This is a genomic window from Nocardia macrotermitis, from assembly GCF_009604405.1.
Lineage (GTDB): Bacteria > Actinomycetota > Actinomycetes > Mycobacteriales > Mycobacteriaceae > Nocardia > Nocardia macrotermitis.
In genome coordinates this window covers 338883-362657 of record NZ_WEGK01000005.1, presented here as the reverse complement: position 1 = coordinate 362657, position 23775 = coordinate 338883, and the positions used below count along the sequence as shown (strand labels likewise).

Sequence of the window (23775 nt, the reverse complement as noted above, 5' to 3'; positions counted from 1 at the left end):
AATCAACGCTAGCAGTTGGGTTGCTGGGGTCAGGCGCGTGTGAGGTAACCGCGCAGAATATCGGCGACCGTGGTGATCTGCGCGGTCGGCACGTGCTCGTCGACGGTGTGCGCGAGGTTCGGGTCGCCGGGACCGAAGTTGACCGCGGGGATACCGCGAGCGGCGAAACGCGACACATCGGTCCAACCGTATTTGGCGCGGATACCACCACCGCCGTGCGAATGCACCTGTTCGACAAGGTTCTTCGCGGCGGGCGCGGTCAGACCGGGTAGTGCGCCCGGCGAACCGTCGGTGCGTTCGAAATCCAAGTCCAGACCCGAGAACACCTGGCGCACATGCTCGGTCGCCTGCTCGAGCGAACGATCCGGCGCGAAACGGAAATTCACCAGCACGCTCGCCTCGTCCGGCACGACGTTACCGGCCACACCGCCGTCGATCCCCACCGCCGAGAGGCCCTCGCGATAGACGCAGCCGTCGATGTCCACCTCGCGCGGCCGATATTCGCGCAGCCGTTGCAGAATCGGGCCGAGCGCGTGAATCGCGTTGTCCCCCATCCAGGCTCGCGCGGTGTGCGCGCGGGTGCCGCGCACGGTGAGCCGAACCCGCAGTGTGCCTTGACATCCCGCCTCGATCCACGCACCCGACGGCTCGCCCAGGATCGCCAGATCGCCGTCCAGCCATTCGGGGAGTTCGCGTTCGATCCGGCCGAGGCCGTTGAATTCCGCGGCGATCTCCTCGCAGTCGTACATGATCAGCGTCAGATCGCACACCGGCTCGGCGACCGTGGCGGCCAGATGCAGGAACACCGCGTCACCGGACTTCATGTCGACGCTGCCGCAACCGTAGAGCGTCTGCTGCCCGTCCACCGTCTCGAATCGGCCCGGCACGTTGTCCGCGATCGGCACGGTGTCCAGATGCCCGGCCAGGATGACGCGGCTGTCCCGGCCGCGATCGGTGCGGGCCAGCACGCTGTTACCACAGCGCAGCACCTCGAAACCCGTGGTCTGCTCGCGCAACGCCCGGGTCACCGTGTCGACGATGGCCGCCTCGTCCTTGGAAACGCTCGGGATGTCCACCAGGGCGGCGGTGAGGACGATGGGGTCGGCACGCAGATCGATGGTCACCCGAACCAGACTAATTGTTCACGGCCTCGGGCTCCCGGGTCGCGAGGTATCCGGCGGCACCCACCGGCCCCACCCGGCCCGGCCTGCCCATACACTCGGGACCGTGAGCATTCAGGGAGCATCCGCAGTCGGCCTGGCGACCGTCACCGTGAACGGCACGGTCCTGGACAGCTGGTATCCATATCCCGAACTGGGCGGATTCGAGACTTCCGGCACCGAGAAGCTGAGCCCGGCCGATCCCGAGTACGCGCGATTCGCGGATCTGGTCGGCGTCGACGAGGCCCGTCGCGTGGAGGTGGTCGCGGTGCGCACCACGATCGCCGACCTGTCCGCCGCCCCGGCCGACGCGCACGACGTCTACCTGCGGCTGCACCTGCTCTCGCATCGTCTGGTGCGTCCGCACGGGCTGAGCCTGGACGGTCAGTTCGGGCTGCTCGCGAACGTGGTGTGGACCAATTACGGGCCGTGCGCGGTGGAGGAGTTCGAGCTGGTGCGCGCCCGGTTGCGCGCCCGCGGGCCGGTCACGGTGTACAGCCTGGACAAGTTCCCCCGGATGGTCGATTACGTGCTGCCCTCGGGTGTGCGGATCGGCGACGCGGATCGGGTGCGGTTGGGCGCGCATCTGGCCGAGGGCACCACGGTCATGCACGAGGGTTTCGTGAACTTCAACGCCGGGACGCTGGGCGCGTCGATGGTGGAGGGTCGCATCTCGGCCGGTGTGGTGGTCGGCGACGGCTCGGACGTCGGCGGCGGGGCGTCGATCATGGGCACCCTGTCCGGCGGCGGCAAGCAGGTCATCTCGATCGGTGAGCGCTGTCTGCTCGGCGCGAACGCCGGTCTGGGCATCTCGCTGGGTGACGACTGCATCGTGGAGGCCGGACTCTACCTGACCGCGGGCACCAAAGTCGCTCTCCCCGACGGCAATACGATCAAGGCCGCCGAGCTGACCGGGCAGTCGAACCTGCTGTTCCGGCGTAATTCGCTGACCGGCGCGGTCGAGGTCGTCGCGCGCAAGGGCACCGGTATCGAACTCAACGCGGCACTGCACGCCAACTGATTTCGAACGCATCCCCGCCCGGCCGCACATCGTGGCCGGGCGGGGTGTTTCGCTAGCCGAGCAGTTTCTTCTGGACCTTGCCCATCGCGTTGCGCGGCAGCGATTCCACCAGACGCACCTCGCGGGGCCGTTTGTGCACCGAAAGCTGTTGCGCCACATGGTCGATCAGCGCCTGCTCGAGTTCGCCGGGCGCGTCCGCGCGGGGCACCACGAAGGCGACGATGCGCTGCCCCAGATCGTCGTCCGGGACGCCGACCACGGCGACCTCCGCGACCGCGGCGTGGCCGAGCAGCACGGTCTCGATCTCGCCCGCGCCGATCCGGAAGCCGCCGGATTTGATCAGATCCACCGACTCCCGGCCGACGATGCGGTGGTAGCCGCCCGCGTCGATGGCCGCGACGTCGCCGGTGCGGAACCAGCCGTCCGCGGTCCAACATTCGGCGGTGGCATCGGGGCGGTTCAGGTAGCCGCCGAACAGCATCGGCCCGCGCACCTGCAATCCGCCGATGCTCTCGCCGTCGTGCGGGACGGGTTCGCCGGATTCGTCCCGCAGCCTGGTCTGCACGCCCTCGACCGGGACGCCGACCCAGCCGGGACGACGCTCACCGTCCGCGCGGATCGACAGCGTGATCATGGTCTCGCTCATCCCGTACCGCTCCACCGGCGCCTGCCCGGTCAGCTCGCGCAACCGCTCGAACACCGGCACCGGCAGCGGCGCACTGCCCGAGACCAGCAGCCGCGCATTCGCCAGTTCCTTTGCCGCGCCGGGATCTTCGACCACCCGGGACCACACCGTCGGCACGCCGAAGTAGATCGTGCCGGGGGCCGCGGCATAGGCCGCGGGCGTCGGTTTGCCGGTGTGCACCAGCGGGCTGCCCACCCGCAGCGGACCCAGCAGCCCCAGGATGAGACCGTGCACGTGGAACAGCGGAAGTCCGTGCACCAGAACGTCTTTCGAGGTCCACGCCCAGGCCCGCGCGAGCGCGTCCAGTCCGGCGGCGATCGCGCCCCGGCTCAGTACGACGCCCTTGGGCGCACCGGTGGTGCCGGAGGTGTAGAGGATGAAAGCCGTTGTGTCCGGGCCGGGTTCGGGGTAGGTGTGCCAGGAGCGGGCATGCGCGCGCACCGGAACCACCGGCAGTTCGGCACCCTCGGGAGCCTCGCCGAGCCACGCCTGCGCCCCGGAATCGGTCAGGATGTGCGCGATCTCGGCCGTGCCGGAATCCGGCGGCACCGGGACCACCGTGACCCCGGCGATCAGGCAGCCCAGCACGGCCAGCACGGTCGTCGCGGTCGGGCGCGCCAGCACCGCGACCCGTTCGGCCTGCGCGACGCGCTCGGCCACCGAGGTCGCCGCGCCGATCAGATCACTGCGCGAGAGCGTGAGCCCGTCGATCGTGACGGCGTCGGGAATATCCGCACCCGCGGCGACGGCGGCCGGATGCAGGGACTTCAGCAGCGGTAGTGACCCATACGACACCGGATCAACCTATCAAGCAGCCGACCCGCCGTTCCCGCCTTCCAGCGGTACCGCCGGAAAATGTTGCGGCTCAGGGGATCCGGAAGCCGGGCACCACGTGGTCACGCGCGAAACGACGCACCGCGGCGTCGTCGTCCAGTGGGATGACCGTCTGCGGGGTCAACGCCATCGACAACGCGGTGCGCGCGATCATCTCCGCCAGCGGCTTCGGGTCGTACTGCTCCAACTTGCCCTCCCGCTGCAGCCGTTCGATGAATTCGGCCAGGTAGTCACGTCCGAGTTCGATCACGGGCGCGCCGCGCACGGTCAGATACGGCAGCACCATCTCCGGTTCGGTGGTCAGCAGCCGGTCCAGCAGCTGGTTGCCGCGCAGCCCCTCCTGGAAGGCGACGAACAGTTCGACGATCTGCTCCTCGGCGCCGGCCTCGGAGTCGATCTGCCCCTGCACGACCGTGTCCACCTGGACGATGAACTCGCGCGCCTGCCGCAGCCCGACCGCCTGGATCAGGTCGGTCTTCCCGGCGAACCGGCGGTACAGGGTGGCCAGCGAGAGTCCGCCGCGCCGCGCGACCTCCACCATGCTGGTGCGCTTGATCCCGAAATCGAGGAAGGCCAGCAGTGCGGCGTCCAGGACCGTCGCCTGGTTGCGGTCCTCGGGAGCCGCGTCACGCACGAGCGGCAGCAGCTTCAGCTTCGCCAGCTTGGTCACGACCGTATCCTCTCTCCGTACCTCGGGACGATGACAAGGAAATCACCGCACACCGGCAACTTTACGACCGCAGCGTTTGACAGGTCCAGATCCCGATGAGAAGGTGAGAAGGAAAGTTTCTCACACTTCTTCCGCTGGAGTGGCGTGAAGAGAGATCGAGGAGACGAGTCGACGATGACCGCCGCCGCCCAGCAATGGGCCGAGCCCGAACCGACCCGACCGGTGACACTTACCCCGGAGACGGTCCGCGAACACATCGACGGCATCGCCGCGTTCATCGGCGGGGCCGCGAATGTCGTCATGCAGCTGAGCCACCCGCCCGTCGGCTACGGCGTCGTGGAGAGCACCGTGGAGAGCGGCAAGGCGTCGCTGCACCCGGTCAAGCGGCTGCGCACCACCCTGACCTACCTCGCGGTCGCCTGGATGGGCACCGAGGAGGACTGCGCCGCCTATCGCGAGGCCGTCAACGGTTCGCACCGCGCGGTGCACTCCAAGCCGGGCGCGGAGGTCAAGTACAACGCCTTCGACCCGAACCTGCAGCTGTGGGTGGCGGCCTGCCTGTACTGGGGCGTGGACGATCTGTACACCCGCATGCGCGGCCCGATGGAACCCGCACTGGCCGACGAATTCTACCGCTACAGCGCGCGCCTGGGCACCACGCTGCAGATGCGTCCGGAGATGTGGCCCGCCGATCGCGCTGCCTTCCAACAGTATTGGGACGAGAACATCGCCAAGCGCACCATCGACGACACCGTGCGCGCCTACTTCAACGAGATGATCGACCTGAAGTGGCTGTCCTTCGTGCCGCGCACGCTGTTCGCCAAGGTGCATCGCTTCGGTGTGACAGCGCTGCTGCCGCAACACCTTCGCGATCAGATGGGGATGACCTGGACCGCGCGGGACGAGCGCCGCTTCACCCTGCTGCTGCGCTCGATCTCGGTGGTGTGGACACGGATGCCCGCGGTGATCCGCGCAGCTCCGCTCAACACCTGCCTGGCCTACATGCGTATGCAGCGCCGACTGGGCCGTCCGCTGGTCTGAGCCCCGCACTCGCGTTCTCGATCCTGTGCCGCACGTTCCCCGTGCGGCACAGGAGTTTCCGGACCGGACGGACCAATCTCCGCATCCACCGAGCGAACTTCCGGTCCAGACGGCAGGATGGTGATCATGCGCGTAGTGATTCAGCTTCACCCCGCCACCGAACTTCTTGCCGCCGTTGCCGATCCAGGCACACAGGTCGCGGCGGCCGATGTGGTCGGGGATCTGCCCGGTTTCGCCCTCGAGAACACCTACGAACCGATCCATATTCCGGGATTCACGGCGGGTACCGCCGGCGGACCGGAAACGTTCTCCGCCCATCCGGCCGACGGTTCGGTCGTGGTGCGCGGCGAGATTCCCGACGACGATGCGAACGTCCTGTCGGGTCTGCACGGTTTGTCCACTGTCGCAGGGGTTTTCGCCGATCCCGTGATCGAGTCCGTACTCACCTGCGGCGGCGATCCGGCCGTGGGTACCTGGCACGACGTCCAAACCCTGCTGCACACCGGCGATCTCACCACCGCCGGGCTCACCGGTAACGGCGTCGCGCTGGCGATCGTGGACACCGGCATCAACGCCGACAAGGTCAACCAGGTGCGCGGCGGGACGTTCACCATCGATGCCAAGCGCAGCTGGAATCCCCAGGGCGTCACCGGAACCGCGGGTCAGTTCCCGGTGGATCACGGCAGCATGTGCGCGTTCGACGCGCTGATCGCCGCACCGCAGGCCAGCTACCTCGACATTCCGGTCATGAAGAGCACCCGCCAGGGCGGTTCCACCATGGACGGCCTGCTGTCGGACGCCGTGGCCGCCTACGCGCATCTGCGCACCGTGCTGTCCGATCAGCCGGAAGCCTCCCGCGCACTGGTGATCAGCAACAGCTGGGGTTCGTTCTCGCCGCAGTGGGACTTCCCGGTCGGCCAGCCCGGGAACTACTCCGACAACCCGAACCACCCGTTCAACGTCATCGTCCGCTCGCTCGACGCCGCGGGCGCGGACATCCTGTTCGCCGCCGGGAACTGCGGTAAGGAATGCCCGGACGGCCGCTGCGCCTACCCCGATCACCCGATCGGCGGCGCCAACTCCAGCCCGAGCGTGCTGAGCATCGGCGGTGTGGATACCAAGGGACAGCGCGTCGGCTACTCCTCCCAGGGCCCGGGCCGCCTCAGCGACAAGAAGCCCGACGTCTGCGCGTACACCCACTTCCAAGGTTCCACCGCCTTCGGCGCGACCGAGCCCGACACCGGCACCTCGGCGGCCTGCCCCGTCGCGGCGGGCCTGGTGGCGGCCATCCGCACCACCCACTCGGCCACCGCCCTCCCCCCGGCCCAGCTGCGAGCGTTGTTGCAGCGCACCGCAACCCATCACGACCCGTCCGGTTTCGACTACGACTACGACTACGGCTACGGCACCCTCGACGCGTCGGCGATCCTCGCCGAACTCCAGAAGGCCACCGCGGCCCGCGCCTGACCCCCCGGTGGCAGCAGGGCCCGAGACCAAGAAAGTCGGGCCCTGCTGCCGCACCGAAATCCAGTACCGTGGACTCATGCCGCTACTCACCGTCCGGCTGCCCGAGGGCGCGAGCCTCGACGACGCACTGCGCGAACTACATCTGACCCGTGCCGACGCCGATATCGGCTACGGCCTGATCTGCCTCGACCCCGACGACGGGTTGTACGCGTTGCGCGTCACCGATGTGGCCGCGCAACGATTGAACGAATCCGATTCCGAGACCACCGTCTACGCGGACCCCCGCATCGAACCGGCGGGCCCGGATTCCCCTGCCTGAGAACGGAATCCGCGTACACCACGGCGGACCGCTCGGTATGCGACAATCCGCGAAGCCGAGGGCACCACTGCACGAATCCGAATTCGGGAACGACGCTCACGAATTCGAAATCCTCTGCGTGACAGGGGATCCGGTTACTCCGCGGTGAGCCGCTCGGCGGCGGCGGCGATGCGTTCGTCGGTCGCGGTCAGACCGATGCGGACGTGGTCGACGCCGGTGGGGCCGTAGAAATCACCGGGGGCGGCGAGAATACCGCGTTCGGCGAGCCAGTCCAGGGTGGTGCGGCCGTTCTCGCCGCGGGTGGACCACAGGTACAGGCCCGCTGACGAATGGTCGATGCGGAAACCGGCCTCCTGCAATGCCTTTCGCAGGATTTCCCGGCGCGCGCGATAACGTTCGCGCTGCCGCGCCTCGTGGGTGTCGTCGGTCAGCGCGGCGGTCATGGCCGACTGCACCGGGAACGGCATGATCATTCCGGCGTGTTTGCGCACCTCGAGCAGTTCGCGCACCAGGGCCGGATCGCCGGTCACGAATCCGGCGCGGTAACCGGCCAGATTCGAGGTCTTGGACAGCGAGTGGACGGCCAGCAGGCCGGTGTGGTCACCGTCGCAGACGCGCGGGTCCAGGATGGAGACCGCGGGCTCGTCCCAGGCCAGGCCCAGGTAGCACTCGTCGGAGGCGACGACCGCGCCGCGCTGGCGGGCGAAGTCCACCACCTTGCGCAGATGGTCGACGCCCAGCACCTTGCCGGTCGGATTGGACGGCGAGTTCAGGTAGATCAGGGCCGGAGATTCGGGGCCCAGGCGCGTCATCCCGTCCGCGCGCAGCACCCGGGTGCCCGCCAGCAGCGCACCCACCTCGTAGGTCGGATACGCGACCTCGGGAATGACCACCAGATCGGACGCACCCAGTCCGAGCAGTCGCGGCAGCCCGGCGATCAACTCCTTGGTACCGATCGCGGGCAGCACCGCTTCGGCGGCCAGACCCGTGATGCCGAACCGCCGCGCCAGCGCCTCGACGGCCGCGGCACGCAGTTCGGGCGTCCCGTGGGTGGCCGGATAACCGGGCACCTCGGCGACCGCGGACAGCGCCGCACGGATCAGCGGATCGACCGGATCGACCGGTGTGCCCACCGACAGGTCCACGATGCCGCCGGGATGTTCCGCCGCCCGCGCCTTCGCGGAAGCGATGGTGTCCCAAGGGAAATCCGGCAGCAGACTACTGACGGGACGACGCACTCCCAACGTCGTTACTCGCTCGCCATCGGCGGCAGCGCCGCGATGAACGGCGGGTCGAAGTCCACCTTGCCGACCTTCGTCGCGCCGCCCGGGGAACCCAGGTCGTCGAAGAAGTCGACATTGGCGTTGACGTACCCGCTCCACTGGTCCGGGGTGTCGTCCTCGTAGAAGATCGCTTCCACCGGACACACCGGCTCACATGCACCACAGTCCACGCACTCGTCGGGATGGATGTACAGCATGCGACCACCCTCGTAGATGCAATCCACGGGGCATTCCTCGATGCACGCCTTGTCCTTCACGTCAACGCACGGTTCAGCGATGATGTACGGCACTGCCGCTCTCCTAGTCTGTCCTCGCCTGCGGGATACTCCGCCCGCGCAACAGTATCCCGGCATCACACATTACTACTGGTCAGCCTTGCCTAACTTTCGGTCAGATCCGCGGTGCCACCTCGAGATCCGACCAGAGCAACTCCAGCCGGAACGGATCCGAGACCGACACCGCCACCGGACTCATATCCCGATGCGACGTCCCTATGTGCGTGTACGGGCCCGTTCGCGCCGACAACGCATACCGTTCGATCGTCAGAACACCGACTTTGTCGAAGCTGATGATCCAGTAGTGCGGGATCCCGGCGTCGGCGTAGTCGCTCATCTTGTGAACTCGATCACGCCTCGCCGACCAGGTCGACAACACCTCGCCGACGATCAGGCAATGCTCGGCGGTCAGCTGCTCGTACTCGGGAAGGCATCGATGCAGGACGAAATCCGGTTTGCGAGCGGTAGCGGGTACCTCCCACAACAACACATCGATCTCGGTGTTGGTTTCGTAGCAGGGCTCACCCCCACCCCGGCGCATCTCGCCGACGGCGGCCTGCTCCAAGGCGAGGGACAATCGGGTCCCGACCTTCTGGTGATCTCGGCCTCGCTGTTCGCGAGGCACGACGTACCCGTCGACGATCTCCAGCTCACGCCGGATGTCCTCGTCGAGATCAAGGAAGGCTTCCCAGGAGATCGGCTCCTGTTGGGCCCGAGGCCAGCTCGCGGTCACGCTGCCATCGTAACCGCCGCGCGCACTCATCCCACCGAGAGCGGTACCGCGGTGACCGCTCCGCCCCGTTCGCGCCAAGGGTGGCCCTGCGGGTTCACCGACAACGCCAGCCCGATGTGCGGATCGGCAAGTGCCGCAACATGTTCCGTAACCTGCGGGGCGATCCAGGGGGAACCGGCCAGGATGTAGCGCGGGTGCGCGGTGAGCCGCTCGGTGAGAACGTAACCGCACTGGGCGGTGAGTTCGGCGAGGGTGTCCAGGTTCGGCCAGGGGCGCTCGGGATTGACGTGGTCGGGGGTCAGCGGGGAGACGCCGCCCCAGTCGTCGATTCCGGCGTCGAGCAGGGCGCGGCACTCCTCGAGGGAGACCAGGTTCGGCGGGGCCTGGATGCGCATGTTCGGGCCGAGGAGCAGCCTGGTCACGGCGATGGCGGCGCGGAATTCCTCGAGATTCGCGTCGGGACTGTGGCGCATCGCGGTGTCCTGTTTGGCCAGGAAGTTCTGCACGATCACCTCCTGCACGTGCCCGAATTCGTTGTGCGACTTCGCGATCGCCAGGATCGACTCGGCCCGCTCGGTCATGTTCTCGCCGATGCCGATCAGGATGCCGGTGGTGAACGGCACCGACTCGCGGCCCGCGTCGTTCAGCGCGCGCAACCGGACCGCCGGATTCTTGTCCGGGCTGCCGTAATGGGCCTGCCCACGCTGGGTGAACAGCCGCTCGGAGGTGGTCTCGAGCATCATGCCCATCGAGGGCGCGGTGGGCTTGAGGCGCGCGATCTCCTCCTGGCTCATGACCCCCGGATTCAGATGCGGGAGCAGACCGGTTTCCTCGAGCACCCGGATCGCCATGGCGCGCACGTAATCCAGCGTGGAGCTGTACCCGCGCTCGTCGAGCCACTGCCGGGCCTCGGGCCAGCGCTCCTCGGGTCGATCCCCGAGCGTGAAAAGTGCTTCCTTACAACCCATTTCAGCACCATTGCGAGCGATCTCGAGGACCTCGTCCGGCTCCAGATACATCCCCCGGCCCGCGGCGCGCAGCTTGCCGGGGACGGTGACGAACGTGCAGTAGTGGCAGACGTCGCGACACAGATTGGTCAGCGGGATGAAGACCTTGCGCGAGTAGGTGATCGGCAGCGCGGACTCGCGATCGCCGTACGTCGCACGCAATCCCGCGTCGCGCACCCGGGCCGCCGCTTCGCACAGCTCCGCCAGATCCGCGCCGCGCGCGTGTAACAGCACCACGGCATCGTCGAGTTCGAGTCCGACTCCCTCGCGCACGCGCCGCAATGCCGCACGCATCGCCGAGGCCGTGGGCACGGCGACCGGGACGCCCGGTACAGGTAGCTCCGTCACGCTCTCGATCATGCGCCAACCATCCGACAGTTCTCCCTTCGGTGCCTGTGAGGTGAGACAACTCGCCGCCCGCGCACCCTATTCCGAGTCCTCCGGATCGGGGGCAATCCGTCCGAATCAGCGGGAACTCCGGGCCCGCACACACGCAGCAGTCACAGTAGCCGCGTGACCGTCCGATTTGATGCACTATGGCGGTATGGCATACGGAGGGGCGATGGGCCAGGAGCAAACTCCAGCAGGGCGAACCGTTCTCGCGGAACCGGCGTGGCGGCCGAGTCCGCGCGCGAAGACGCTCTGGGCGATACCGGCGGCGATCGGCTGGGTGATCGTCGTGATCGCCGAGGTGGTGTGGTTCCTCTCGGATTCCGCGCACCGTCCCTGGCAGGTGCTCGCGCTGGTGATCACGCTGGTGGTGGCCGCGGCGCATGTCGCCGGGGTGCCGATGTGGCGGTACGCGGTGCATCGCTGGGAGGTCACCGCCGATGCGGTGTACACCCGCACCGGCTGGTTCACCCAGGAGAGCCGCGTCGCGCCGATCAGCCGGGTGCAGACCGTCGACACGCATCGCGGCCCGCTCGAACGCCTGCTCGGCCTGGCGACCGTCACGGTGACCACGGCGTCCTCCGCGGGCGCGGTACGAATTCCCGCACTGGATCTGGCGACGGCCGAACAGACCGTCGAGCGGTTGACCGAGGTCGCCGCGACGCACCAGGGAGATGCGACGTGACCGCACCGGAGCCGATCGGCGCCGCGACGACCGGCACGTCCGCGGTCCCCTGGCGTCGGCTGGACGGCCGGATGCTGCTGTTGCATCCGGTGCGTGAGGTGGTGCGCTTCATCCCGGTGCTGATCGTGACCGTCATCGCGGGCAGCCGCAGCGACAATCCGATGTGGAGCCTGGCGGCGCTGGCGGTGATCGTCGGGCTGGCAGTCACGCGCTGGTTCACCACCACCTACCGGATCGGCCCGGACACCGTGCAATTGCGGCGCGGGCTGCTGCAACGCAAGACGTTGACGGTGCCGCGCTCACGCATCCGCTCGGTGGACGTGCACGCGGATCTGATGCACCGACTGCTCGGGCTGGTGGTGCTGGCCATCGGCACCGGCCAGCAGGCAGACAAGCAGGAACGGTTCCATCTCGACGGGGTGGACGCCCGGCAGGTGCCCGAACTGCGCGCACTGCTGCTGCACGACGTGGAATCACCTGCGGGACAGCATGTTCCACAGGTCAAACAGCCGGATTCCCAGCCGCACAAGGGAATCGAGATCGGACATTGGCAAGCGGGCTGGGTCCGTTATGCGCCGCTGTCCCTGCGCGGACTGGCGGTCATCGCGCCGATCGTCGGTCTGGCCTTCAAGTTCGGCGTCGCCAGCGTGCTGTTCAACTCCGAGACGGTCAAGGAGATCGGTACGCGCGGTGCGGTTTTCATCGCGATGACCGTCGTGATCGTGCTGGTGGCGCTGATCGTGGTGGTGACACTCGGCGACTGTCTGCGTTATCTGACAACGTATTTCGGCCTGCGCGTCATCGACGACGGCCGCACCCTGCACATCAGCCACGGCCTGTTCACCACCCGCCAGACCACGCTGGATCTGGCCCGTCTGCGCGGCGCGACGCTCAAGGAACCACTGCTGCTGCGGCTCGCGGGCGGCGCGGAACTCGACGCCATCATGACCGGCACCGGTTCCCGGCAGAAGATCCTGCCCCAGGCCCCGCGCACCGCCGTGGACCACACCCTCGCCCAGTTGCTCACCAGCCGCCGGCGACATCGCGAGTCCGAACCTCTTGTCGAGGGTGAAACATACGGCGCAGCAACGGATTACCAGTCATCGAGCGACGCGGTCGAGCACGCGGAGACCGATCGCCGGACCCCGAATGCCGACACGCCCGCAGCCCGTATAACGAGCTGGGGATCGACCACTGCGGTCACCAGCATCGATGAAATATGCCCTCCCGCAAGGCAATCCGCATCGAATGACTTCAGCGGTACGAAAGATGCGGCCGCGCCCGTACACGTCGCCCTGATCCCGCACGGCAGCCGCGCCCGGCGGCGGCGGTTCACCCGTGCACTGGTGCCACTAGTGGTGATCGCGGTGATCATGGCGGTGATAGACGTTGCGGGACTGGGGATTCCGGCGTGGTCGTGGATCGTGCTCGCGGTCGTCGCGGTGATCGCGCTGGCGTTGGCGCAGGATCGCTACCGGGGCCTGGGACATGCCGTGATCCCCGGCGACGCCACGGGACCGACCTGGCTGATCACCCGCAACGGCTCCCTGGACCGCGACCGCGACTGCCTCGAGGCACCCGGCATCATCGGCTGGACCGTCCGCCAGACCTTCTTCCAACGTCGCGCGGGCCTGGCCACCCTGGTCGCCGCGACGGCCGCGGGTAAGAAGCGGTACCGGGTCGTGGATGTTCCGCTGCATCAGGCGTGGTCGCTGATCGAGGCGGTGACACCCGGACGTCTCGGGCACCGCTGAGCACGCCCGAACCTCAGCGCCGCGCGGCCTTCCCCGCATTGCGCGCGGGCAGCACATACCCGCGCCAGAACAGATAACCGCCCGCCGGAATCACACCGCAGGCCAGGAACAGCGGGGTGGTCCAACTGTCGGTGAGGATCACATCCCCGCCGGGCCCGGTGGTCAGGCACACCACGAAACCGACCAGCCACACCAGCACCGGCAGCGACATCATGGCCGGACTCGATACCACCGTCGCCATCCCCATCACCAGCACCAGATTGATCACCGCCGCGAAGAGCGCGCTGATCGGGAACGGAGTCGCACCGATATAACTCGGCAGATACAACACCTCGACCGCGAAGGTCAGCAGCCCGTTGAAGACCAGCAGCACCGCCAGCGCCACACCGGCCAGCAGATATCCGGGCCGCTGCTCCTCCGCCGAGGATTCCGTGCGGCCGATCGTCGGCGCCGTCACTGGACGGGCGGGAAGCCGAGCAGTGTCAACAGGTGACTCTGCATATCGACGACCGAGTACAGCACCGACAGATACAGCTCGTGCTGCGCCTGGAAATGCGGCTGCTGACTCTGCACGAACGCCACAATGGCATCCTGCAAACTCCAGTTGTACATGCCGCTCAGTCTAGAGCCGCCCGATACACCGCCGCGCCGACCGTCACAAGATCGCGACACGGATCGGGCACACTGCCGTCCGACATGAACTTCCCCAGCCCGGAGCCACTCTCGCCGACGTCACCGCGTTCGCCACGACCGCGCGCCGATGCATCATCGTCGGACAAGTTGTCGCTCACCACCCGGACCGATCAGAGGTCTGCGCCAGCCGCCCGAAACCAGCACGACTTCGGCACGCCGCGAACACCCGATCAGCGCTCAGATCACCAGGGCGCGGCCAACCCTCTGTCTACTCAGGTATTCGCCGTATGACCTGCTCCCCGCGCCTCGATAGCTCTGCGAACATCCCGAATCAGCGCAATGACCGGACGGGTATCCAGGGGCGCTAGGGCAGATCCAGACCAGCGAACAGATCGTGTTCGCGTCCGTCGGGGCCGACCTCGCCCCGCTGCCCGCGCACGAGGATGTAGTGCTCCTCGGGCAGGATCGGCTGGGCGATATCGTTCGAGAGGGCGAATTCGCGGCCCGACGGAGCCACGGCGACCTGGGTCGCGTGGGCGCGCAAGGCAGCGCGTTTGGCGGGGAGCACCTCGGAGACGTCGATGGTGGTGGTCACCGATTCACTTGGCACGCAAGCCAATTCCCCTTCGGCGGGCAGGATCCAACCGGCCGGGAGTGCGCCCGGCAGCTGGTCCACCGTGCGGCGGGCCAACGCCTCGGTGTGCAACCGCAACACCGTCGCATCGGTGACGGACCAGTAGAGTTTCGGTACGTCCCAACCACTTTCGGCGGCGCGATCCACCGCATCCATCGTGATCCGGTGTGCGCGAAGGTGATCCGGATGTCCGTACCCGCCCTTGGGGTCGTAGCCGACCACCACCGCGGGCCGCGTCTCGAGCAGAATCCGCGTCAGCGCCTCGACCGCGGCGTCACCGGATTTCACGAACGCCCGCGGATGCAGCGCCGCCTCCGATTCGCGCGGCGCGGCGGTCGTCCCCGACATTCCCGAATCCCGCCAGTGCCCCGCACCACCCAGGAACAGCGGCGGCCCGGCACCCAATTCGCCCAGGGCCCTGGACAATTCGCCGATCCGATAACCGCCGAGCTGATCGGCCGCGGAGCTCACCAGCTGCGCCAACTCCGCGCCGATGACCTCGCCCTCCTCGCCGAGGGTGCAGGTCACCACGGTCACCGCCACCCCCCGACGCCGATAGTGCGCGATGGTGCCGCCGGTATCGATCGTCTCGTCGTCCGGATGCGCGTGCACCAGCAGCAGGCCGCCGACCGGGGCGTCACCGGTCACGACAGCCGCCGCCAGTTCGCCGCGCCACCGAAGATACCGACCTCGATCGAACCGCTGAGCGACACCCCGTCCATCCGCGGCCCGGCCGCGGCGACGCCGTTGTCCTGCACGATCGGCAGCACGGTCGCCAGATCCCACAGCTTCGGCTCGGCCTGGGCGATCGCCTTGGGCAGATCGATACCGCGCAGCGCCGCGTCGATCTGCGCCTGCAACGTCGGATCGCACACCCCGGACACGTTGCCGGGAGCCTTGCGGATCACCTCGGCCTGCGTGGTGGCGGTGTCGTTCTGGCCGGTGGTGGGCACCGCGGGCAGGCAGCCGTACCGCGAGGCCAGCACGGTCGCGGGATCGCCGCCGGCCTGCTCCCAGCCGACGATCGCGTCGACGGTGCCGTCGAGCAGATCCTTACCGTAGAGCTCGTCGGCGGGCAGGTTGCGCACGCTGGCATCGATTCCGGCACTGCGCAATTGGTCCGCGGCGGTATTGGCGACCGCGAGCGCGGTGGTGTCCTTGTCCACCGCGCCGATCTTGATGGTCAGCGTCTTGCCGTCCTTGGCGACCTGACGCGGTTGCGGGGCGGGCGAGGTCGTGGAATTGGTCGGCGGCGTCTCGGGGGCGCGCGCGAAGCCCGCCTCGGCCAGCAATCCGAACGCCTGATCCGCGTTCATCCGCGGCGGCTGGGTCGGGGCGTATCCGGGATCGGACGGCGAAAGTACCTGTGCGCGAGCGGGTTCCACCCAACTGCCGGTCTGCGCGCCGACCGAGGCCAGCAGTCCGGGATCCACCAGACCCAGCACCGCGCGCCGCACCCGGACGTCGCTGAGATCGCCGGTGCGCCCGTTGAGCACCAACTGCATCTCCCGGGCCTGCGGCATGATCGCGGTCCGCACCGAGGGCACCGCGCCGAGCTGCGCCTGCGTCGCGGCCGTGCCGTGCACCAGCGCCATCTGCGCATCACCCGACCGCAGCGATTCGGCGACCTGCGCGGTGGTGCCGCCGCCGCGCAACTGGATCTGATCGGGCACCGCCGGTGTGCCCCAGTACCGGTCGTTGCGTTCGAGCAGGATCTCCTCGCGACCGGCGTCGGCCTGTTTGACCCGGAACTGCCCGCCGGAGATGGGATTCTGATCGATCAGCCCGCGATCGAGCGTCAGCGCCCGTTCGAATCCGCCGGGCGCGTCCTTGAGCAGATGCGAGGGCAGCAGATCGGTGAACAGACTCCGCCACGCCGGGTAGGCCCCGTTCATGGTGACCGTCACCGTCTTACCGCCCTGCGACGAGCTCACATCGGTGATCATCCGATACCCGGCCGGATCGACCACCCCCGGTTCGGTGATCATCTGCTGCCACAGATACCGGAAATCCTCCGCCGCGATCGGCGCACCATCGGACCAGGACGCCTGATCCTGGATCTTGTAGGTGACGGTGAACGGATTCTGCGACGTCACATCCGCCGACACCATCAACGCACTGTCGGGCACCCAATCGGTCGCCCCGGGCGTCGTCGGCGAGGGCACCGGCCGGAACGGACTCGGAAACACCATGGACGCAACGGCATCCGTGGCCGGAGACTGATTCGACCGCAGATGCGGATTGAACCCGATCCCGATGTCGTCCACCGCCACCACCACCGTGGTCTTGGTCGGCGTCGCGGGCAACGTCTTCGGACTGTCCGTACTCTCGATCGGCGGCGGCGGATTGGCCGTACACCCGGTGAGCAACGTCACCGAACCCGCCAACACCAACGCCACAACCCGCAGCAGCACCGTGGCACGCCGCGTCGCGCAAGCCCCCGCTGTATCTTTGGCCTCCGCTCCGCTCCGGCAGGGCTGCGGCCCCCCAAGGGCCGATTCTTCCCTCCCTCCGCTCCTCCGCTTCGCTCCCCCGCTCCGGTCAGTCCAGAATCGACCCGGGCCGCGGCCAGGAGTTGGCGTTGTCCGAGGTCGGCGAAACTGGGTGGACCTCGTGCTACTCCACGCTGAGCGGCTCACCATGCGATCCCTCTTCCGCCAATCCAGACTCGACCTCGGCCGCAACCAGGAGCAGACGTTATCGGAGGTCGGTGAAACCGGGTGAACCCAGGGTCGACATTGGAGGTTGTGCTCGCAGAACTACCCGCCGACCTTGCCGCGCGCACCGGAAAGTGCTGCGCGACAAGGCGTTCACGCTTCGTCACGACGAACGGGACGTCCGGTCAGGCGTTCGTCGCCGCCCGGTCGCGGGCCTTGCGGCGGGCGGCCTCGCGGCCACGCTCGGTGGCGCCGAGGGTGACCTTGCGCACCCGCACGATCTCCGGGGTGACCTCGACGCACTCGTCGGCGGCGCAGAACTCCATCGCGCCCTCGAGGTCGAGTTGCAACGGCTTGGCCAGGGTCTCGAACACATCGGCGGTGGCCGAGCGCATATTGGTCAGCTTCTTCTCGCGCGTGACGTTGATGTCCAGATCCTCCGCGCGCGGGTTGATCCCGACGACGTGACCCTCGTAGCTGTCCGCACCCGGCTCCACGAAGAACTGCCCGCGATCGGCCAGCTGGATCATCGCGAACGGCGTCACCGAACCGGCACGGTCGGACACCAGCGAACCGGTGTGCCGCGCGCGGATCTCACCGGCCCACGGGGCGTACCCGTCGAACACGGCGTTGGCGATGCCGGTGCCGCGCGTCTCGGTCAGGAAGTCGGTGCGGAAACCGATCAGACCGCGCGAGGGCACGATGAACTCCATCCGCACCCAACCGGCGGAGTGGTTGCTCATCTGCACCATCTTGCCCTTGCGCGCGGCCAGCAGCTGCGTGATCGCGCCCAGGTACTCGTCGGGGCAGTCGATGGTCAGCTCCTCGAACGGCTCGTGCACTTTGCCGTCGACCTGCTTGGTGACCACCTGCGGCTTACCGACGGTCAGCTCGAAACCCTCGCGCCGCATCTGCTCGACCAGGATGGCCAGCGCCAGCTCACCACGGCCCTGTACCTCCCACGCGTCCGGGCGGCCGATGTCCAGCACCCGCAGCGAGACGTTGCCGACCAGTTCCTGATCCAGCCGCGACTTCACCATGCGAGCGGTCAGCTTGTGGCCCTGCACCCGGCCGACCAGCGGCGAGGTGTTGGTGCCGATGGTCACCGAGATGGCGGGCTCGTCGACGGTGATGCGCGGCAGCGCGACCGGGTTCTCGACGTCGGCGAGCGTGTCGCCGATCATGATCTCCGGAATGCCCGCGATGGCGACGATATCGCCCGCGACGGCCTCCTCACCCGGGGTGCGCTCGACGCCGACGGTCTTGAGCAGTTCGGTGATCTTCACGGTCTTGACGCCGTCACCGTGCATCCACGCGACGTTCTGTCCCTTGGTCAGGGTGCCGTTGTGAATACGGACCAGCCCGATGCGGCCCAGGAACGGCGAGGCGTCCAGGTTGGTGACGTGCGCCTGCAGCGGCGCGGTCGCGTCGCCCTTGGGCGCGGGCACGTACTTCATCAGGACCTCGAACAGCTCGTCGAGGTTCTCCGCGTCCGGCGCGTTGCCGTTCTCGGGACGATTGGTCGACGCCTTGCCCTCGCGGCCCGAGGCGTACAGCACGGGCAGATCCAGCGCCAGCTCGGCGGCCTCGGAAGCCTCGTCGTCCAGGTCGGAGGCCAGGTCCAGGAGCAGGTCGTGACTCTCCTCGACGACCTCCTCGATGCGCGCGTCGGGCCGGTCGGTCTTGTTGACCACCAGGATCACCGGCAGCGACGCGGCCAGCGCCTTGCGCAGCACGAAACGGGTCTGCGGCAGCGGCCCCTCGGACGCGTCGACCAGCAGCACGACACCGTCGACCATGGACAGCCCGCGCTCGACCTCGCCACCGAAGTCGGCGTGGCCGGGGGTATCGATGACGTTGATCACCGTGATGCTGCCGTCGGCGTTGTGCCGGTGCACCGCGGTGTTCTTGGCGAGAATGGTGATGCCCTTCTCGCGCTCCAGGTCACCGGAGTCCATGACCCGGTCCACGAGCTCGGCACGTTCGGCGAAGGCGCCGGACTGCCTCAGCATCGCGTCGACCAGCGTCGTCTTGCCGTGGTCGACGTGCGCCACGATGGCGACGTTGCGGAAGTCGACAGACGACACGTTGATTCCTCCTGCTGAAATGAAGTGGTTGCCGGCCAACCCTCGCCGTAGAGGGTCCGTACAAGACAGGTGGAGACAACTCACCGGGCATGCGGCCGGATACAGCGTACCGAAATCCGGTGAAGGCTCCCCCTTCGACCTGTTCGGATCGCCCCACGGGACGCCCCGGCAGGGGTACAACCGGGGTTATGGGTACTCCACTGCTCACCGACGAAGAACTGCGTACCGCGCTCACCGGCCTGCCGGATTGGACCCGCACCGGCGACAGCATCGCCCGCACCGTCGAGGCGTCGTCGTTCCCGGCCGGCATCGATCTGGTCGGCCGGGTCGCCGCCGCGGCCGAGGAGGCGAATCACCATCCCGACATCGATATCCGCTGGCGCAAGGTCACCTTCACGCTGTCCACCCATTCCGCGGGCGGGCTCACCGCGCTGGACGTGAGGTTGGCGAAGCGGATAGACGAACTCGCACAACAGAATTGAGCTGAGAAATCAGGCGGTGACGTAGGACCCGGCGTGCATCCCGAACCGATCCCGCCGGGTCCAGATCAGCCACGAGTAGAACCCCAGCACGCCGATCACGTCCACCGCGCCGAGCCAGGCCAGTACGCCGGGCCGGGAGATCTTCCAGATCGTGGGTTGCGCGAACGACAGCACCCACGGCACCCCGATCAGCGCGTTGACCAGCCAATATCCCGCTACCACGCGAACGCCGACCGCGGTGCGCAACGGCCCGTACGTCAGCCACAGCAGCAGCGGCAGCAACCAGACCCAGTGATGCGACCAGGAGATCGGCGAAACCATCAGGCCCAGCAGCTGCACCACCAGCAGCGCGCCCATCCGATCGTCCGGTTCGAGCGCCCGCCAGGCCAGCACCGCGAGCACCGCGACCACCACCACCCACGCGATCCACCAGGGCCCGAACGGAATTCGATGTCCGGCCAGCTGCCAGGGCGCGCCCGCGTCGTGGCCGAGGATGCGGCTCAACGCCCCGCGCAGTGACTGATTCCACACCGAACCCACCGGCCCGATCCGGTTCGCATCGCCCACCAGCGGCCCGAAATACGTGCGCGTCTCGTCCGACGAGATCACGAAACTCAGCCCGATCGTCGCGGCGAACGCCACCGCCGAGGCCACCGCGGCGGCCCAGCGTCGCTGCGTCAGGAAGTACAGGCCCGTGATCGCCGGGGTCAGCTTGACGCCCGCGGCCGCACCGACCAGCAGTCCCGACCACCACCAGCGCGCGGACCGCACCGCCAGCATCACCGCGAGCATCAGGAACACGTTGACCTGGCCGTAGTCGATCGTGGTGCGCACCGGTTCGAGCCACAACCCCAGCGCTGTCCAACCCAGTGCCGCTGTGTACCAACGACTTTCATGCGCCGCGTCACCCAGGATCAACCCCATGCTGATCCGCACCACCGCATACAGCGCCGCGACGATCAGCAGCAACCACACCACGGCGACGAGCGTGAACGGCAGAAAATGCAACGGCCAGAACACCACCGCCGCGAAGGTCGGGTAGGTAAACGGCAGCGGAAAATCCGGTGTCTTGTCCGCGTACGTGAAGTCGTAGAGGTGACCACTGCCCAGCGAGGCCGCGCCGTAGACGTAGACGTGCAGATCGACCAGGTTCATCCCGTTGGGCGAGAGCAACATCCACAGCATCCGCGCCAACACCGACAGTCCCAGCAACGACGCGGCGATCGGGCGGGCGCGCGGGGCGGTCCACATTTCTCCGAGCCCCGCGCTGGCGCTGGGTGCCGTCCGGAGATCTGGGTTCACTGCGAACAACTTTCGGTCGGGTCGGCGGGCCGGGTCAAGACTAATCACACCGTTCCCCCGTCCCGCGAGCCCGTGACACGCCCGGCACCATTTGCACCATCAATCCCATGAGCACCACTGGTCACACGATATATTCCAGCCTGTACCCGGTTATCCCGGGCAAGTCTCGAATAACCTGCCATTAGCTGAACAGAACATCACGGCTGCGCTGTACAACACCCTGCTCACTCCCTAGAGTGGCACGGCGTACGCGATGCGCCCCCGCATCGCATTTTGACGTACCCGAGCTAAGGACGGCTACACCAGTGCTTCGCATCAGAGGAACGCGGTTCGCATTGTCGGTGCTGGCTATTGCGGCCGGTGCGGCCTTGACCGCCTCGACCACGGCAGTCGCCGCCCCCGCCACGCAGACCCAGGCGAACACCCCGCTGGTGCCCGAAGGCGTGCCGGTGGACGCGCTGGTCTCGCTGGCCCCCGCCATCATCGGCGCGGCCGCGGCCCAGCAGATCTCCGGGCCCGCACAGCAGTCCATCCTGGGCCAGGCGCAACAGGCGCTGAACTCCTCGGGCCTGCCGCCGTCGGTCAAGACGACCCTCGGCGCGCTCATCGCATTCCTCGACGGTAGCAACGGCGGCGGACCGGATATTCCCAAGAATGGTCCGACCATCGCCCAGTTCCTGTACCCGAGCATCGGCAAGAACTGCATCGGCGCGGGTTCCGATTCGGTCGGCACCGCGCTGGCCGTGCCCGGCCCCGCCGAACTGCCGCCCCCGGGCCCCAAGGCCGGGCAGACCGGCTTCGTGTTCACCGCGCTGGGCACCAAAGGTCTCACGCCGCACCAGGGCACCCCGATGACGGTGCAGTGGATCAACCTGGACACCGGCCGGGGCAGCACGCAGGCGCTGACCGACGCCGCGCACATCAACCCCGACGGTCCGGCCACGCTGAGCGCGATCGCCAACACCGGTTCGGGACGGGTCGTCGCGGTGGTCTCCGGTTCGCTGACCACGCGGCCCGCGGCCGACAAGGCGCCGATCACCTGCTCGTTCCTGCCGACCCTGGGCTTCTTCATCGTCCCCAACGCGGCACCGGCCGCGCAGACGACGACCAAGACCCCGGCCAAGCAGCCGCAGCAGGCGGCCGTGCCGTCGGCGCAGACGCCCGCCAAGCCGCAGCAGGCCGCGCAGCCGCAGGCCAAGGTGCCGGCGCACGCGTAATTCGATTCGGGCTCTACCAGGCTCGACAGCAACTCCGACCGGAGTGTCGCGATCCGCGACACTCCGGTTTTTTGGTCTTGATACGGCGTAGAACGCCCGCGAATTGTGATAGACCCCATATATGTCGACTGTCGATCAGCTCGTACGGTCCGCATCATCCGCCTCCGATTCCGCGCGTGCGAAACCGGATTCCGCCGGGCGCGGTCGCGCCGGACGGTCGGTCATGTCCCGCCGCTCCTACAAATCGGTGCTCTCCACCCGCTCGCACCGATCGATCCTGTCGATCCGCTCCGAACGGTCCATCCTGTCCATCGGATCGGCCTATTCGGTGCTGTCCGTCGGCAGCGTCGGATCGGTGCTGTCGGTCGGCTCGATCGGCTCGTTCCTGAGCATGGGTTCGGTGCTGTCCGGCATTTCCCGCTGGTCGCTGCTGTCCTGGATGGGCAACCGCGAGATTCCCGAGGCCAGGCCCACACTTCGCGTGGTTCCCGAGGAACCCGCTCTCTCCTCGGACGACCCCACCTACCCCTGCCAGACCTGAGTCTTCGCGTTCACCCGGCCCAGCGAGCCCGAACCGCTGGGCCGACTCTTCCGCTGATCGGTCCGAAATCGTGTCGAGCCACGGTCGGAGCTTTCAGCGTCGACGGAACCGGGCCGATCACCATTGGCCGTAATTGGCGGTCAGGATCGTGTTGAGGTCGACGCTGATGCCGTCGAGGGTGGATTTGTTGATCTGGAATTGGTGCAGGTTGGCGGCCGGGTGGACGAATCCGCGCGGGGTGCCCCAATCGTGTTGCCAGAAGTATGCTCCCAGCCCGGCGGTGCGGGCCAGGGAGATGGTGGGAGCGTTGGCGTAGACGCCTAGGCGATTGTTGCCGACCACCGATTGCCAGCCGGTCAGGTAGGGGGCGATGAGTTGGGCGAACTCGATCGGGGTCGGGTTGTCGTCGATGGAGGCATAGATCGGGGCCGAATCCGGGCCCCCGGCCACCTTGTGCAGTTGCAGACCCCGGTCGGCGCACTGCTTGCCCGCCTCGCGGCCGCCGCGCCAATCGGCCGTGGGTCCCTTGCCGTACTGGTAGTTCGATACGACCGTGAGTCCGGCCGCGTGCAGTGCCTCGACCTCCCGGGCCTGTAAAGGCTTGGCCGCCATCCATTCCGCGCCCGGCCGCCGCTGCGAGACGTACCGGATCGCACCGGTATGCCCGGCCGAGCGGATGGCCGCGGCCGAGGGCACCCCCACCGAATAGTCGACCAGCGTGCCGAGTTTCGGACGTTCGGCGGTGGCCGTCGGCGCGGCCAGTGTGGTTGCCCCGATCGCTGTCCCGGCGGCGAATCCGAAAAGAGTACGGCGCGAAATCGGCACGGAACGCATCGACGACACTCCCTCGGCTCAGTGGAACTGCATACCCGCGGATCTGCTGTATCTGCCCTGAACT

At 67.8% G+C, this 23775-nt stretch carries 21 protein-coding genes and 2 pseudogenes; 9 read left to right on the top strand and 14 right to left on the bottom strand.

The window, feature by feature from the left end; genetic code table 11:
- Positions 1-29: 29 nt before the first annotated feature.
- Positions 30-1124, bottom strand: coding sequence for a succinyl-diaminopimelate desuccinylase (dapE, locus tag NRB20_RS14520; protein ID WP_319944909.1), 1095 nt, complete (start codon positions 1122-1124; stop codon positions 30-32).
- Between the two features lie 103 nt (positions 1125-1227).
- Here dapE and dapD point away from each other — a divergent pair, with 103 nt between their 5' ends.
- Positions 1228-2181 carry a 2,3,4,5-tetrahydropyridine-2,6-dicarboxylate N-succinyltransferase gene (dapD, locus tag NRB20_RS14515; protein ID WP_319944908.1) on the top strand — a complete coding sequence of 318 codons (954 nt, stop codon included), beginning with the start codon at positions 1228-1230 and terminating at the stop codon, positions 2179-2181.
- Positions 2182-2233: 52 nt separating this feature from the next.
- Here dapD and NRB20_RS14510 read toward each other — a convergent pair whose 3' ends face one another.
- Both NRB20_RS14510 and NRB20_RS14505 read right to left on the bottom strand, forming a co-directional pair.
- A complete protein-coding gene (locus tag NRB20_RS14510) occupies positions 2234-3661 on the bottom strand; it encodes an acyl-CoA synthetase (protein ID WP_319944907.1) in 1428 nt (475 codons plus the stop codon).
- Between the two features lie 70 nt (positions 3662-3731).
- Positions 3732-4370 carry a TetR/AcrR family transcriptional regulator gene (locus NRB20_RS14505; RefSeq protein ID WP_319944906.1) on the bottom strand — a complete coding sequence of 213 codons (639 nt, stop codon included), beginning with the start codon at positions 4368-4370 and terminating at the stop codon, positions 3732-3734.
- 174 nt (positions 4371-4544) lie between these two features.
- Between NRB20_RS14505 and NRB20_RS14500 the strand changes: the two genes are divergently transcribed.
- The 3 genes from NRB20_RS14500 (at position 4545) to NRB20_RS14490 (ending at position 7197) form a co-directional block, all read left to right on the top strand.
- The gene (locus NRB20_RS14500) at positions 4545-5411 is read left to right on the top strand and encodes an oxygenase MpaB family protein (protein WP_153410605.1); all 867 of its coding nucleotides are present in this window, start codon (positions 4545-4547) and stop codon (positions 5409-5411) included.
- A 126-nt stretch (positions 5412-5537) separates the two neighbouring features.
- Complete coding sequence (locus NRB20_RS14495; protein ID WP_153410604.1) at positions 5538-6878, top strand: S8 family serine peptidase; 1341 nt, start codon at positions 5538-5540, stop codon at positions 6876-6878.
- A 76-nt stretch (positions 6879-6954) separates the two neighbouring features.
- Complete coding sequence (locus tag NRB20_RS14490; protein ID WP_153410603.1) at positions 6955-7197, top strand: hypothetical protein; 243 nt, start codon at positions 6955-6957, stop codon at positions 7195-7197.
- A gap of 134 nt (positions 7198-7331) precedes the next feature.
- On the opposite strand, the gene dapC is transcribed toward NRB20_RS14490, so the two are convergent.
- The 4 genes and pseudogenes from dapC to cofG form a co-directional block, all read right to left on the bottom strand.
- Positions 7332-8441 (bottom strand): succinyldiaminopimelate transaminase, encoded by a 1110-nt coding sequence (dapC, locus tag NRB20_RS14485; RefSeq protein ID WP_153410602.1) that lies wholly within the window; start codon positions 8439-8441, stop codon positions 7332-7334.
- Positions 8442-8446: 5 nt separating this feature from the next.
- A complete protein-coding gene (gene fdxA / locus NRB20_RS14480; protein WP_040827607.1) occupies positions 8447-8770 on the bottom strand; it encodes a ferredoxin in 324 nt (107 codons plus the stop codon).
- Positions 8771-8870: 100 nt separating this feature from the next.
- Positions 8871-9488, bottom strand: coding sequence for a Uma2 family endonuclease (locus NRB20_RS14475; RefSeq protein ID WP_194289851.1), 618 nt, complete (start codon positions 9486-9488; stop codon positions 8871-8873).
- 68 nt (positions 9489-9556) lie between these two features.
- Positions 9557-10855 (bottom strand): annotated as a pseudogene (gene cofG, locus NRB20_RS14470) (7,8-didemethyl-8-hydroxy-5-deazariboflavin synthase CofG); the annotation flags it as partial.
- Between the two features lie 184 nt (positions 10856-11039).
- On the opposite strand from cofG, the gene NRB20_RS14465 reads away from it, so the two are divergent.
- Positions 11040-11570 carry a PH domain-containing protein gene (locus NRB20_RS14465; RefSeq protein WP_153410599.1) on the top strand — a complete coding sequence of 177 codons (531 nt, stop codon included), beginning with the start codon at positions 11040-11042 and terminating at the stop codon, positions 11568-11570.
- Between the two features lie 71 nt (positions 11571-11641).
- Positions 11642-13324: a PH domain-containing protein gene (locus tag NRB20_RS38105; RefSeq protein WP_227833539.1), complete on the top strand. Its 1683-nt coding sequence runs from the start codon at positions 11642-11644 to the stop codon at positions 13322-13324.
- A 13-nt stretch (positions 13325-13337) separates the two neighbouring features.
- Here the strand turns inward: NRB20_RS38105 and NRB20_RS14455 are convergent, their stop codons facing one another.
- From NRB20_RS14455 to typA, 5 genes are all read right to left on the bottom strand, one after another.
- A complete protein-coding gene (locus tag NRB20_RS14455; RefSeq protein WP_153410598.1) occupies positions 13338-13781 on the bottom strand; it encodes a hypothetical protein in 444 nt (147 codons plus the stop codon).
- Entirely contained in the window at positions 13778-13936 is a 159-nt protein-coding gene (locus NRB20_RS37555; protein ID WP_194289850.1) for a hypothetical protein, read from the bottom strand. Before NRB20_RS37555 ends, NRB20_RS14455 begins: the two co-directional genes overlap by 4 nt.
- 385 nt (positions 13937-14321) lie before the next feature.
- Entirely contained in the window at positions 14322-15239 is a 918-nt protein-coding gene (gene mshB / locus NRB20_RS14450; protein WP_319944904.1) for an N-acetyl-1-D-myo-inositol-2-amino-2-deoxy-alpha-D-glucopyranoside deacetylase, read from the bottom strand.
- Positions 15236-17002, bottom strand: coding sequence for an ABC transporter family substrate-binding protein (locus NRB20_RS14445; protein ID WP_406603830.1), 1767 nt, complete (start codon positions 17000-17002; stop codon positions 15236-15238). The genes mshB and NRB20_RS14445 overlap by 4 nt, the downstream gene beginning before the upstream one ends.
- A gap of 431 nt (positions 17003-17433) precedes the next feature.
- Positions 17434-19335 (bottom strand): translational GTPase TypA, encoded by a 1902-nt coding sequence (typA, locus tag NRB20_RS14440; RefSeq protein WP_319944902.1) that lies wholly within the window; start codon positions 19333-19335, stop codon positions 17434-17436.
- 188 nt (positions 19336-19523) lie between these two features.
- On the opposite strand from typA, the gene NRB20_RS14435 reads away from it, so the two are divergent.
- Entirely contained in the window at positions 19524-19817 is a 294-nt protein-coding gene (locus NRB20_RS14435; protein WP_153410596.1) for a 4a-hydroxytetrahydrobiopterin dehydratase, read from the top strand.
- A gap of 9 nt (positions 19818-19826) precedes the next feature.
- Here the strand turns inward: NRB20_RS14435 and NRB20_RS14430 are convergent, their stop codons facing one another.
- Complete coding sequence (locus tag NRB20_RS14430) at positions 19827-21068, bottom strand: mannosyltransferase (protein ID WP_153410807.1); 1242 nt, start codon at positions 21066-21068, stop codon at positions 19827-19829.
- Positions 21069-21424: 356 nt separating this feature from the next.
- Between NRB20_RS14430 and NRB20_RS14425 the strand changes: the two are divergent.
- Together NRB20_RS14425 and NRB20_RS14420 are read left to right on the top strand one after the other, a co-directional pair.
- Positions 21425-22195 (top strand): annotated as a pseudogene (locus NRB20_RS14425) (Rv1157c family protein); the annotation flags it as partial.
- 364 nt (positions 22196-22559) lie between these two features.
- Positions 22560-22877 carry a hypothetical protein gene (locus tag NRB20_RS14420; protein ID WP_153410806.1) on the top strand — a complete coding sequence of 106 codons (318 nt, stop codon included), beginning with the start codon at positions 22560-22562 and terminating at the stop codon, positions 22875-22877.
- A gap of 117 nt (positions 22878-22994) precedes the next feature.
- Here the strand turns inward: NRB20_RS14420 and NRB20_RS14415 are convergent, their stop codons facing one another.
- Positions 22995-23711 carry a DUF1906 domain-containing protein gene (locus NRB20_RS14415; protein WP_153410595.1) on the bottom strand — a complete coding sequence of 239 codons (717 nt, stop codon included), beginning with the start codon at positions 23709-23711 and terminating at the stop codon, positions 22995-22997.
- Positions 23712-23775 lie beyond the last annotated feature (64 nt).